This is a genomic window from Nocardioides sp. N13(2025), from assembly GCF_051912545.1.
Lineage (GTDB): Bacteria > Actinomycetota > Actinomycetes > Propionibacteriales > Nocardioidaceae > Nocardioides.
Window position 1 is genome coordinate 2,095,093 of sequence record NZ_CP196809.1, and the last position, 12,112, is coordinate 2,107,204.

The following is a 12,112-nucleotide window of genomic DNA, read 5'->3' on the forward strand; positions in this document are numbered from 1 at the left end:
AGGCTCAAGGGGTGGCGGTCACTTCAGGAAGTCGGGCACGTCGAGGTCGTCGTCGTCGAACTGGACCTGACGGGCCTGACGCGGCTGGGCCGGGCCCGCGGGCGCCTGCGAGGGGGACGGGGCGAACGTCGTCCGGGCAGCGGGCTCCGACGGCGCGGACGCAGCCTGCGCAGGAGCAGGCGAGCCGTGCTGCGCGGGCGCAGCCGGGGCCGCCTTGGTGGCGAGCTGCTGGGCCGCGGCGCGGGTCTGCTCCTGGTTCTGGGCCGGCTGGCCCTGGCGCAGGACGTTGCCGTCCGAGCGACGCTTCGGCATGCCGCCGTCGAAGCCGGCGGCGATGACGGTCACCCGCACCTCGTCACCGAGCGCGTCGTCGATGGTCGCGCCGAAGATGATGTTGGCCTCGGCGTGGGCGGCCTGCGAGACGAGCGCTGCCGCCTCGTTGATCTCGAAGAGACCGAGGTCGGAGCCCCCCGCGATGGAGAGCAGCACGCCGTGGGCACCCTCGATGCTCGCCTCGAGCAGCGGGCTCGAGACCGCCATCTCCGCGGCGGCGACCGCACGGTCCTCACCGCGGGCCGAGCCGATGCCCATGAGGGCGGAGCCGGCGTTGGCCATGACGGACTTCACGTCGGCGAAGTCGAGGTTGATCAGGCCCGGGGTGGTGATCAGGTCGGTGATGCCCGAGACGCCCTGGAGCAGGACCTGGTCGGCCTGCTTGAAGGCATCGAGGATCGACACGTTGCGGTCGGTGATCGAGAGCAACCGGTCGTTGGGGATCACGATGAGGGTGTCGACCTCTTCGCGGAGCTGGCTGATGCCCTCCTCCGCGGAGTTGGCCCGACGGCGTCCCTCGAAGGCGAACGGACGGGTCACGACACCGATGGTCAGGGCGCCCAGCGACCGGGCGATGCGCGCCACGACGGGGGCGCCGCCGGTGCCGGTGCCGCCGCCCTCGCCCGCGGTCACGAACACCATGTCGGCGCCCTTGATGACCTCCTCGATCTCGTCGGCGTGGTCCTCGGCCGCCTTGGCGCCCACGTCGGGGTTGGCGCCGGCGCCGAGGCCACGGGTGAGCTCACGGCCGATGTCGAGCTTGACGTCGGCGTCGCTCATGAGGAGTGCCTGGGCGTCGGTGTTGATCGCGATGAACTCGACGCCCTTGAGGCCGACCTCGATCATCCGGTTGACGGCGTTGACGCCACCGCCACCGATGCCCACGACCTTGATGATCGCCAGGTAGTTCTGCGCTGCTGCCACGGCTCCGGGGCCTTCCTTGAGTGGTCTGTGTGTCTAGGTCTGTGTGACGGAGGACTGAGCGTTGAGGAGATGCGAACCCGGGGAATGGTTCGAGCTCCGATCCGCCTCCCCAGGAGCCGCGGAACCCTAACCGTGTTCCTGAGGGTTATAGTTATGTCAACCTCGCGTTTCGCTAGACCATAGGCAGCGGTCCGCCGCCGATCCGGCAGACACGCCCGCGTGTCGGGCTTCGGTGAAGAAAATTCTGCGCGCCACCCTGGCGGCGTACGACACCCGCCGCCCCAGCCTGGCGGCATACGACACCCGGCCGCCCCACCCTGGCGGCGTACGACACCCGCCAGCTCCACCCTGGCGGCGTACGACACCGAATCCCGCTGTCGCGATGTCGTATGCCGCCACTCTCGCCAAGGCCGATGTCGTATGCCGCCACCCACACTGAGCCGGATGTCGTCTGCCGGGATACGACACCCGCCAGCTCCACCCTGGCGGCGTACGACACCCCATCGAGCGGGAGCGCCGTCGTATGCCGCCACCCTCGCCCAAGACCGATGTCGTATGCCGCCACCCACACTGAGCCGGATGTCGTCTGGCTGCGTACGACCGGCCGCCCGAGCGTGGCGGCATACGACACCCGGCCGCCCCACCCTGGCGGCACACGACACCCCATCGAGCGGGAGCGCCGTCGTATGCCGCCACCCTCGCCCAAGGCCGATGTCGTATGCCGCCACCCCCCACCGGAACGGGAGGGAGCGAGGCTCAGCCGGCGGTCTCGCGGACGGTCGGGTTGCCCGGGACGCTCACGTCGTAGACCAGGGCCTTCTCGGCCGCCATCAGCCGGTCGATCACCTGGGCCTTGAGCTCGGACTCCTCCGCGCTCCCCCACAGGACCTGGCGCCCGTCGCGCATGACGAGGGTGATCTGGTCGACGGTGGCCACCTCGACGTGGTCGACGCGGGTCGCCAGGTCCTCGGGCAGGGCCGACACGACGGTGGCGGCCTCCTTGAGCGCGTCTGTGCCGGCCGCTCCCCCGGGCCGGATGCGCGGCATCCCGCGCGGCACGGTCTTGTAGTCGCGGAACACCACGCCCTCGGCGTCGAGGCCGCGGATGCGTCCCGCCAGCTCGACCACCGCCACCGCGGTGCGCTCGACGACCTCGATGCGTACGGCGTCGGGCCAGGTGCGGGTCACGTCGACCGACTCGATCTCGGCCAGCGACCCGACGCGCGCGTCGGCGCGGGCCAGGTCCACCAGCGCGAGCTGGTCGCCGATCGGGACGTCCGCGACCTCACGGATCCGCGCGTCGCTGAGCAGCTGGTTGCCGACGACCTCGACCTTGGCGACCTGGAGGGTGGCGGAGAAGAACACCAGCCAGACCGCCGTGGCCACGAGCGCGACCACGGCGACCAGGGCGACCACGTAGCGCAGCGACAGCCACCGGCGCGCCCACTGCCGTCGCGCGAAGCGGCGACGGGTGCGCCGGCTCCTGCGGTCCTCCTGCTCCACTCACGCACCCCCGAGCAGCTCGAGCACCTGCGGCCCGACGCTCGTGATGTCGCCGGCGCCGAGGGTGATCACGAGGTCGCCCGGGCGGGCGCGCTCGGCGAGCACCTGGGCGGCCGCGCCCAGCCCGTCGACGTACGTCACCCGCTCGGGCGGCAGCGGCACGGCCTTGGCGACGAGGTGGCCCGTCACCTCGGGGTCGGGGTCCTCGCGGGCGACGTAGACGTCGAGCACGACGACCTCGTCGGCCGCCCCGAGCGCGACCCCCATGGCCTCGCCGAAGATGCGGGTGCGCGAGACGAGGTGGGGCTGGAAGGCCGCCACCACGCGGCCCTCGCCGGCGAGCGCGCGCGCCGCCTCGAGGTCGCCGCGGATCTCGACGGGGTGGTGGGCGTAGGAGTCGTAGACCCGGACGTCGCCGGCCTCGCCCTTCAGCTCCATGCGGCGCCCGGTGCCGGTGAACAGTCCCAGCCCCTCGGCCAGGTCGTCGAAGGAGCAGCCGAGCTGCAGGCCCATCGCCAGCGCGGCCACGGCGTCGAGCACGTAGTGGCGCCCGGGGATCCGCAGCCGCAGCTCGCCCAGGTCGCTCCCGGCGCGCGAGACCCGGCACGTGGAGGTGGAGCCGTCGAGCGTCAGGTCGTGGATGCGCAGGTCGGCGTCGGGCGACTCCCCCACCGTCACCACGTCGAGGCCCTGCGCACGCGCCTGGCGGGCCAGCTGCGCGGCGCCGGGGTCGTCGAGGACGCAGACCAGGAACCCGGAGCGGTCGATCGTGTCGGCGAAGTCCTCGAACGCCTGGTGGTAGGCCTCCTCGGTGCCCCAGTTGTCGAGGTGGTCGGCCTCGACGTTGGTGACGATCGCGGCGTGGGGGCGGTAGACGAGGAAGGCGCCGTCGCTCTCGTCGGCCTCGGCCACGAAGAGGTCGTCGCCGCCCGCGTCAGCGTTGCGCCCGGTGGCGGTCAGCACGCCGCCCACGGCGTACGACGGGTCGACGCCGGCCGCGAGGAGGGCCGAGGTGAGCAGACCGGTGGTCGTCGTCTTGCCGTGCGTGCCGGCGACCGCGAGGACGCGCGAGCCCGCCATCACCGCGGCGAGCCCGGCCGAGCGGGGCAGGATCCTCAGGCCGCGCCGCCGGGCCTCGAGCACCTCGGGGTTGTCCTCGCGCGCGGCCGTGGTGACGACCAGCGTGTCGGCGTCACCGACGTGGGCGGCGTCGTAGCCGAGGTGGCACGTGACGCCGAGCTCGCGCAGGGCGGGCAGGAAGGGCGTGTCGTGGTCGTCGCTGCCGGTGACGGTGATCCCGCGCGCGGCCATGATGCGGGCGATGGCGGAGATGCCCGCGCCGCCGATGCCGACGCAGTGGACGCGCCCGAGCTCGGCAGCCGGCAGGATCTCCTCTGGGACCGGGATCTTCACGCTGCGGTCCTGTCCGCCGCGGCGTCGAGGACCATGCGGGCGAGCTTGTCGTCGGCGTCGAGCGGGATGACGCCGCGGGCCGCCGCGCCCATCTCGGCCAGTCGGGCGGCGTCGTTCATCAGGCCCGGCACGCTGGCCGAGACCCACTCCGGCGTCAGGGCCGCGTCGGCCACCAGCAGGCCGCCGCCCGCGTCGACCACGGGCCGGGCGTTGAGGGCCTGCTCGCCGTTGCCGATCGGGAGCGGGACGTAGATCGCGGGCAGGCCCACGCCGGAGACCTCGGTGACGGTGTTGCTGCCGGAGCGACACAGCACGGCGTCGGCGGCGGCGTAGGCGAGGTCCATCCGGTCGACGTAGTTGAGCACGACGTAGGGCACCTCGCCCGACACGACGTCCAGCCCGTGCTTCGGACCGACGACGTGGAGCACCTGCACCCCCGCCGACGCCAGGTCGGCCGCCGCACCGGACACGGCGGCGTTGATCCGGGCGGCGCCCTGCGATCCCCCCGTGACGAGCAGCGTGGGCAGGTCGTGGCGCAGGCCGAAGGCCGTCAGCGCCTCCTCGCGCAGGGCGGCGCGATCCATCGTGGAGACCATCCGGCGGATCGGCAGGCCGGTGCACACCGCGTGGGGCAGGTCGGTGCCCGGGAAGCTGGTCGCCACGTGCCTCGTCATCCGCGCCCCGAGCCTGTTGGCCACCCCCGGGATCGCGTTGCCCTCGTGGACCACGATCGCGACGCCGCGCTTGCGCGCCGCGAGGTAGGCCGGCACCGAGACGTAGCCGCCGAAGCCGACGACCACGTCGGGGCGCACCCGGTCCACCACCTCGAGGGCCGCGGCGCGAGCGGCGCGCAACCGGGTCGGCGTACGGAGCAGGTCGACGCTCGGGCGGCGCGGCAGCGGGACGCGGGGCACGAGCTCGAGCGGCAGGCCGGCCTCGGGGACCAGGCGGGCCTCCAGGCCCTCACGGGTGCCGAGGCAGGTGATCTCGGTCGCCGGGTCCAGCCGGCGCAGGGCGTCGGCGGTGGCGAGCAGGGGCGAGGTGTGGCCGGCGGAGCCGCCGCCGGCGAGAAGGACGCGCATCAGGGAGAATCTATCGACCGGTCGTGGAGGACGCGCTTGCGGACAGGCCCGCGGAGCGGTTGCGCCGTCGCGCCGCCAGGGCGGCGGCCGCCTCTGGCTCGCGTCGGGCGAACCCGATCACCAGGCCCAGGGCGACCAGCGAGGGCATCAGTGCCGACCCGCCGTAGGACACGATCGGCAGGGGGATGCCGATGACGGGCAGGACCGCGAGCACCATGCCGACGTTGATCATCATCTGCCCGAGCAGCCACACGACGATGCCGAAGGTGGCGTAGCGGACGAACGGGTCCTCGGTGCTGTGCGCCACCCGGATGGCGGCGTAGGCGATGGTGAAGAAGAGGCCGATGACCAGCAACGTGCCGACCAGGCCCAGCTCCTCCCCGAGCACGGCGAAGATGTAGTCGGTGTGCGCCTCGGGCAGGTCGCCCCACTTCTGCGTGGAGGCACCGATGCCCTGCCCGAACCAGCCGCCGCTCGAGAGCGCGTAGAGGCCGTGGGCGGGCTGCCACCCGGCGTCGGTGTAGTCCTTGAACGGGTCGGTGAAGTGGGTGATGCGCTCGAGGCGCTCGGGGTCGGTGGCCGCGAGGGCGACCGCCGCGACGCCGAGGACCGACAGGCTCAGGCCGAACAGCCGCAGCGGGGCGCCGACCACCCACAGCATCCCGAGCAGGATGGCGGCGAGCACCATGGCGGTGCCCAGGTCGCGGCCGACCAGGACCAGGCCGATGACCGCGAAGAGTCCCGGCACGACGGGCACGAGCAGGTGGTGCAGCTCGCGCAGGCGGCGCTCCTTGTGGGCATAGATGTTGGCCGCCCACAGCACGATGGCGAGCTTGGCGATCTCCGCCGGCTGGATGTTGACCGGTCCGAGGGCCAGCCAGTTCTTGTTGCCGTTGATCAGCACGCCGAACCGGGCGACCAGGCCCAGCAGCACGAGCGCCACGAGGAAGCCCGGGTAGGCGAGGCGCCGGACGTGCCTGACGGGGATCCGGGAGGCGACCCAGGCGGCAGGAAGGCCCAGGACCACCCACATCAGCTGGCGCTTCACGACGGCGTAGGAGTCGTCGTAGATGACGTAGGACCGCACGCTCGACGCGCTGAGCACCATGATCACGCCGATGGTGAGCAGCAGCGCGGACGAGCCGAGCAGCAGGTAGTAGGACGCGAGGGGCTTGTCGAGCGCCTCACGCAGCGAGCGCCAGCCGGAGGCGATCCCGGAGCCGAGCGGTGGGCGCGTGCGCGCCGGCGCGTCGGTGGCGACGTCCTCGGGGTTCGCGGTCGTCACTCCTCGCGCTCCCCTCGGGTGTGGTCTGGTCTGTCGGGCTAGTCGCTGCGGGCGATGTGGGCGTGCACGGCGGCCGCGAACGCGTCGCCGCGGGCGCCGTAGTTGGTGAACATGTCCATGGACGCGCACCCCGGCGCCAGCAACACGGTGTCCCCGGACCTGGCGAGCCCGGCGGCGGCGTCGACCACGCGCTCCATCGGGTCACCAGTCTCGTCCGCGCCCACATCGATGACCGGCACATCGGGCGCGTGTCGCGAAACAGCGTCGGCGATGACCTGGCGGTCCCGCCCCAGGAGCACGACGCCGCGCAGCCGGTCGCGCGCGGCGAGCACCAGGTCGTCGAACCGGGCGCCCTTGGCGAGTCCGCCGGCGACCCACACGACCGGGTCGTAGGCGGCCAGCGAGGACTGGGCGGCGTGCGGGTTGGTGGCCTTGGAGTCGTCGACCCACGTGACCCCGTCGGCCTCGGCGACCAGCGCGATGCGGTGGCCGTCCGGGGCGAACGCGCGGAGGCCGTCACGCACCGCCTGCTGGCTCACGCCGTGGGCGCGTGCCAGGGCCGCGGCGGCGAGGGCGTTGGCGACGAAGTGCGGGGCCCGGGAGGCGAGGTCGTCGAGCGTGCACAGCTCGGCCGCGCTGGTGGCGCGCTCCTCGATGAAGGCGCGGTCGACGAGCAGGTCCTCGACGACCCCCACCTCGCCCGGCCCGGGCGTGCCGAGCGTGAACCCGACCGCGCGTGCGCCCTCGACCACGTCGGCCTCGCGCACCATCTCCTCGGTGGCCGCGTCGGCCCGGTTGTAGACGCACGCCCGCTGCACGTGCTCGTAGATCCGCGCCTTGTCGGCGGCGTACTTCTCCATGCCCGATCGTGATCCCGGCTGGTCGTCCGGGTCGTCGTCGTACCAGTCGAGGTGGTCCTCGGCGATGTTGAGCACGACGGCCGACTCGGCCGACATCGAGTGCGTGTAGTGCAGCTGGAAGCTGGAGAGCTCGACGGCGAGGACGTCGTAGGGCTCGGGGTCCATCACGGCCTCGACGATCGGCAGCCCGACGTTGCCCACGGCCGCGGAGCGCAGGCCGGCGGCGGCGAGGATCGACTGGAGCATCTGCACGGTCGTGGTCTTGCCGTTGGTGCCGGTGACGGCCAGCCACGGAGCGGGGTGCTCGGGGTCGCGCAGCCGCCAGGCCAGCTCGACCTCGCCCCACACGGGGATCCCGCGCTCGCTCGCCTGCGCGAGCAGCGGCGCGTCGGGGCGCCAGCCGGGCGAGGTGATGACCAGGTCGACGTCGTCGGGCAGCACGGCGGTGGCACCGGGCTCCAGCCGTACGGTCGCACCGAGCGTCTCGAGGAGCTCGGCCTTCTCGGCCTTCGCCTCGCTGGTGGCCTCGTCGAGCGCGGTGACCCGGGCGCCGAGGAAGAGCAGGTTGTCGGCGGCGGCGTAGCCGGAGACGCCGAAGCCGGCGACCACGACGCGGACGCCGGACCAGTCGCTGGTGCGGCCGAGGGCCTCGATGTGGGGCGGGGTCGCGCTAGCCAACTCCGGCGACCCACTCGGCGTAGAAGATGCCCAGCCCGACCGCGACGCAGAGGCCGGTGATGATCCAGAAGCGGATCACGATGGTGACCTGCTCCCAGCCGAGCATCTCGAAGTGGTGGTGCAGCGGGGTCATCCGGAAGACCCGGTGGCCGGGCTGCACCTTGAAGATGCTCCGGAACAGTCCGCTGGCGCGGCTCATCTTGAAGACGGAGACCTGGATCATCACCGAGACGGTGATGGCGACGAACAGGCCGCCGATGATCACGAGCAGCAGCTCGGTGCGGGTCATGATCGCGAAGCCGGCCATGGCAGCCCCCAGGGCGAGCGAGCCGGTGTCGCCCATGATGATCTGCGCCGGCGAGGCGTTCCACCACAGGAAGCCGAAGCAGGCTCCGGTGATCGCCATCGCCACGACGGCGAGGTCGAGCGGGTCGCGGACCTCGTAGCACTTGGGCCCTGCCTCGAGTGCGCACGACTGGCTGTTCTGCCAGATGTTGACCAGCGTGTAGGCGGCGAAGACGAGGATCGAGCCACCGGCGGCGAGCCCGTCGAGACCGTCGGCGAGGTTCACCGCGTTGCTCGCGCCGGTGACGATGAGCCAGACCAGCAGGATCGCCAGGACCGTCGGCAGCGCGAACCGCTCGTAGTCGCGGATGAACGAGATGTGGTCGGACGCCGGTCGCCAGCCGCGGTCGTCCTCCAGCACGGGCGACAGGGCGAGGAACGCGAACACCAGCCCGACGACCGTCTGACCGATCATCTTCGCCCGGCTGCGCAGACCGAGGTTGTGCTGACGACTCACCTTGAGGAAGTCGTCGAGGAAGCCGACCGCGCCGATCCCCACGAGGAGGAAGAGGAGCAGCAGCGCGGAGGCGGTGGGCGGCTGGCCGGTGAGCAGCTTGGCCGCGAAGTAGCCGATGACGGTGGCGACGATGATCACCGCGCCGCCCATGGTCGGGGTGCCGCGCTTCACGTGGTGCGTGGTGGGCCCGTCGTCGCGGATCGGCTGACCGAATCCCTGGCGGGTGAAGAACCGGATCGCGTAGCGCGTGCCCAGCAAGGAGATCAGCAGCGAGAGTCCTCCTCCGAACAGGATGGCTCTCATCTCGTGCGTCTCCCTTCCTTGCCGCTCCCAGTGAGCAGGTCGTCGGCGACCAGCTCCAGCGCCGCTCCCCGTGACGCCTTCACCAGGACGACATCAGCAGCCGAGACATTGTGCCGCAGCCAGTCCGTCGCTTCGTCACGCCCCGCCGTGGTGATGCTCACGCCGGTCCCGCCGGCGGCGTCGAACCCCGCCGCCATCGCGCTGGCCGCGGCACCCACGGTCACCAGCACGTCGACCCCGACCTGGGCGGCGTACGCCCCCACGCCGGTGTGCGCGGCGACCGCCTCGTCGCCGAGCTCGAACATCTCGCCGAGCACCGCGACCGTACGCCGACCGCTGCGGGCGCCGATGCCCGCGAGGGTCTCGAGGGCGGCCCGCATCGACTCGGGGTTGGCGTTGTAGGCGTCGTTGATGACGACCAGCCCGTCGGGCCGCTCCCCCAGCTCCATGCGCCAGCGGCTCGCGGGGCCAGCGTCGCCGAGGGCGTCGGCCACCGTGTCGAGGTCCAGGCCCGCGGCCAGGGCCATCGCCGCCGCCGCGGCGGCGTTGCGCCACTGGAAGGCGCCGACCTGGGCCAGGTGCACCGTGGCGCCGGAGCCGCGATGGGTGAGCTCGAAGGACTGGCGGCCGATCTCGTCGGCGGTGACCTCACCGACCGCGACGTCGGCCGGGGCGCTGCCGAAGGTCGTCACGGTGGCGCGGGTGCGGGAGGCCATGGCCACCACGAGGTCGTCGTCGGCGTTGAGCACCGCGGTGCCGTCAGGGGGCAGCGCCTCGACGATCTCTCCCTTGGCGAGCGCGATGGCCTCGCGGCTGCCGAACTCGCCGATGTGCGCGGTGCCGACGTTGAGGACCGCGGCGACGTGGGGCGGCGCGATCCGGCACAGCTCGGCGACGTGGCCCACCCCGCGGGCTCCCATCTCGACGACGAGGTAGCGGGTCTCGGGCGTGGCGCGCAGCACGGTCAGCGGCACGCCGAGCTCGTTGTTGAAGTTGCCGCGGGTGGCGACCGTCGGCCCGGCCTCGCCGAGCACGTGCGCGAGGTAGTCCTTGGTGCCGGTCTTGCCCTGCGAGCCGGTCATCGCGAGCACGACCACGTCCGGGAGCCGGTCGACCACGTGCCGGGCCAGCAGCCCCAACGCCGCAGTCACGTCGTCGACCACGACCGTGGGCAGCTCGGTGGGACGGCTGCCGAGTGCGGCGGCGGCGCCCGCGTCGCGGGCCGTGGCGGCATAGTCGTGGCCGTCGACGTGCTCGCCCGCGACGGCGACGAAGAGGCCGCCGGGCTCCGGGGTGCGGGTGTCGAGGAAGGCGCCGCCCGTGACGGTCGCCTCCCCGTGCGCCACTCCCCCGACGACGTCGGCGATCTCGGCCAGGGTCATCTCGATCATCGGGCGCCCTCCCGGGCGTCGATCTCCTCCGCCGCGACGACCCGGTCGTCGAAGGGGTGCACCACGCCGTGGACCTCCTGGCCGGTCTCGTGGCCCTTGCCTGCGATCAGCACCACGTCGCCGGGCCCGGCGCGGCGTACGGCCTCACGGATCGCCAGCCTGCGGTCGCCGAGCTCGAGGACCTCGGCGGCGCCGGCCCGGGCGCCCTCCAGCACGGCCGCCCGGATCGCTGCCGGGTCCTCGGTGCGGGGGTTGTCGTCGGTGACGATGACCAGGTCGCCCAGCCGGGCGGCGATCTCGCCCATGACGGGGCGCTTGAGGGTGTCGCGGTCCCCTCCGGCACCGACCACGACGACCACGCGCCCCTGCGTCAGCGGGCGCAGGGTGGCGAGGACCGCCTCCAGCGCGTCGGGCTTGTGGGCGTAGTCGACGACGACGCTGTAGTCCTGCCCGCGCGAGACCTGCTCCAACCGCCCGGGCACACCGCCGACGCGCGCGATCCCGTCCGCGACCGAGCGCGGGTCCAGCCCGGCCAGCGCGGCGGAGGCGATCGCGGCCAGCGCGTTGGAGACGTTGAACTCGCCGGGGATGTGGATCGCGGTCCGCAGCTCGACCTCCGGCCCGAGCACGGTGAAGGTGGCCCCGGTCGCCGTGAGCTCGACGTCCACGGCGCGCCAGTCGGCGTCGCCACCGCGTGAGGAGTACGTCGACATCGGGATGCCCGCGACCTCCAGGAGCCGCCGCCCGAACTCGTCGTCGACGTTGGTCAGGCCGACGGCGGCCCGCTCGGGGGTGAAGAGGCTCGCCTTGGCGGCGAAGTAGTCGTCGACGTCGGCGTGGAAGTCGAGGTGGTCGCGCCCGAGGTTGAGGAAGGTGGCGACGTCGAAGACCACGCCGTCGACCCGGCCGAGCACGAGCGCGTGGCTGGAGACCTCCATCGCGCAGGTGTCGACGCCCCGCTCGCGCATCACCGCGAAGAGGCCGTGCAGGTCGGGCGCCTCCGGGGTGGTGAGCTCGGTCTTGACGTCCTCCCCGGCGATCCGGGTGCCGACGGTGCCGATCACGGCGGAGGTGACGCCGGAGGCGGTGAGGCCCTGCTCGAGGATGCGGGTGGTGGTCGTCTTGCCCTGGGTGCCGGTGACGCCGATGACGCGCAGGTCCGTGGCCGGGTCGCCGTAGATCCGGGCGGCCAGGCGCCCGAGCACGCGGCGCGGCTCCGCGACCACGATGGCCGGCGTGCCGGGCGGGAGCCGGTTGAGCCCCGTGGCGTCGGTCAGGACGCCGACCGCGCCGGCCGACAGCGCCTGCGCGGCGAAGTCGGCGCCGTGGGCTCGCGTCCCCGGGAGGGCGGCGTACAGGTCGCCGGGGCGGATGCGCACGGTGCTCAGCGAGATCCCGGAGACAGCGACGCCGAGGTCGCCGTGCACGCTCACGTCGGTCGTGCCGCCGAGCCACCGTGCGAGGTCGGACGCGGTCGTCGAGGGTGCCTGTCGCGGTCGCGTCGCGATCATGGGCTCACCGGGCTGATCCACCGAGCG

Annotated in this window: 9 protein-coding genes; all 9 read right to left on the bottom strand. The window is 73.0% G+C overall.

What is annotated here, in order from left to right; genetic code table 11:
• Nucleotides 1-18: 18 nt before the first annotated feature.
• Nucleotides 19-1,257, bottom strand: a complete 1,239-nt coding sequence (ftsZ, locus tag ACS3YM_RS10120; protein WP_439936318.1) for a cell division protein FtsZ — start codon at nt 1,255-1,257, stop codon at nt 19-21.
• 756 nt (nt 1,258-2,013) lie between these two features.
• Complete coding sequence (locus tag ACS3YM_RS10125) at nt 2,014-2,760, bottom strand: cell division protein FtsQ/DivIB (RefSeq protein WP_439936319.1); 747 nt, start codon at nt 2,758-2,760, stop codon at nt 2,014-2,016.
• Nucleotides 2,761-4,173, bottom strand: a complete 1,413-nt coding sequence (murC, locus tag ACS3YM_RS10130; protein ID WP_439936320.1) for a UDP-N-acetylmuramate--L-alanine ligase — start codon at nt 4,171-4,173, stop codon at nt 2,761-2,763.
• The gene (gene murG / locus ACS3YM_RS10135) at nt 4,170-5,255 is read right to left on the bottom strand and encodes an undecaprenyldiphospho-muramoylpentapeptide beta-N-acetylglucosaminyltransferase (RefSeq protein WP_439936321.1); all 1,086 of its coding nucleotides are present in this window, start codon (nt 5,253-5,255) and stop codon (nt 4,170-4,172) included. Before murG ends, murC begins: the two co-directional genes overlap by 4 nt.
• A gap of 10 nt (nt 5,256-5,265) precedes the next feature.
• The gene (ftsW, locus tag ACS3YM_RS10140) at nt 5,266-6,540 is read right to left on the bottom strand and encodes a putative lipid II flippase FtsW (protein ID WP_439936322.1); all 1,275 of its coding nucleotides are present in this window, start codon (nt 6,538-6,540) and stop codon (nt 5,266-5,268) included.
• A gap of 38 nt (nt 6,541-6,578) precedes the next feature.
• Entirely contained in the window at nt 6,579-8,078 is a 1,500-nt protein-coding gene (murD, locus tag ACS3YM_RS10145) for a UDP-N-acetylmuramoyl-L-alanine--D-glutamate ligase (RefSeq protein WP_439936323.1), read from the bottom strand.
• Nucleotides 8,071-9,183, bottom strand: coding sequence for a phospho-N-acetylmuramoyl-pentapeptide-transferase (gene mraY / locus ACS3YM_RS10150; RefSeq protein WP_439936324.1), 1,113 nt, complete (start codon nt 9,181-9,183; stop codon nt 8,071-8,073). Before mraY ends, murD begins: the two co-directional genes overlap by 8 nt.
• On the bottom strand, nt 9,180-10,574 hold the full coding sequence (locus ACS3YM_RS10155; RefSeq protein ID WP_439936325.1) for a UDP-N-acetylmuramoyl-tripeptide--D-alanyl-D-alanine ligase: 1,395 nt from the start codon (nt 10,572-10,574) through the stop codon (nt 9,180-9,182). The genes mraY and ACS3YM_RS10155 overlap by 4 nt, the downstream gene beginning before the upstream one ends.
• The gene (locus ACS3YM_RS10160; protein ID WP_439936326.1) at nt 10,571-12,106 is read right to left on the bottom strand and encodes a UDP-N-acetylmuramoyl-L-alanyl-D-glutamate--2,6-diaminopimelate ligase; all 1,536 of its coding nucleotides are present in this window, start codon (nt 12,104-12,106) and stop codon (nt 10,571-10,573) included. Before ACS3YM_RS10160 ends, ACS3YM_RS10155 begins: the two co-directional genes overlap by 4 nt.
• Nucleotides 12,107-12,112: the final 6 nt, after the last annotated feature.

Excerpts from the sequence above, each read along its gene's own strand:
- murG (WP_439936321.1), bottom strand. The coding sequence starts at position 5,255 with ATGCGCGTCCTTCTCGCCGGCGGCGGCTCCGCCGGCCACACCTCGCCC.
- mraY (WP_439936324.1), bottom strand. The coding sequence starts at position 9,183 with ATGAGAGCCATCCTGTTCGGAGGAGGACTCTCGCTGCTGATCTCCTTG.
- ACS3YM_RS10155 (WP_439936325.1), bottom strand. The coding sequence starts at position 10,574 with ATGATCGAGATGACCCTGGCCGAGATCGCCGACGTCGTCGGGGGAGTG.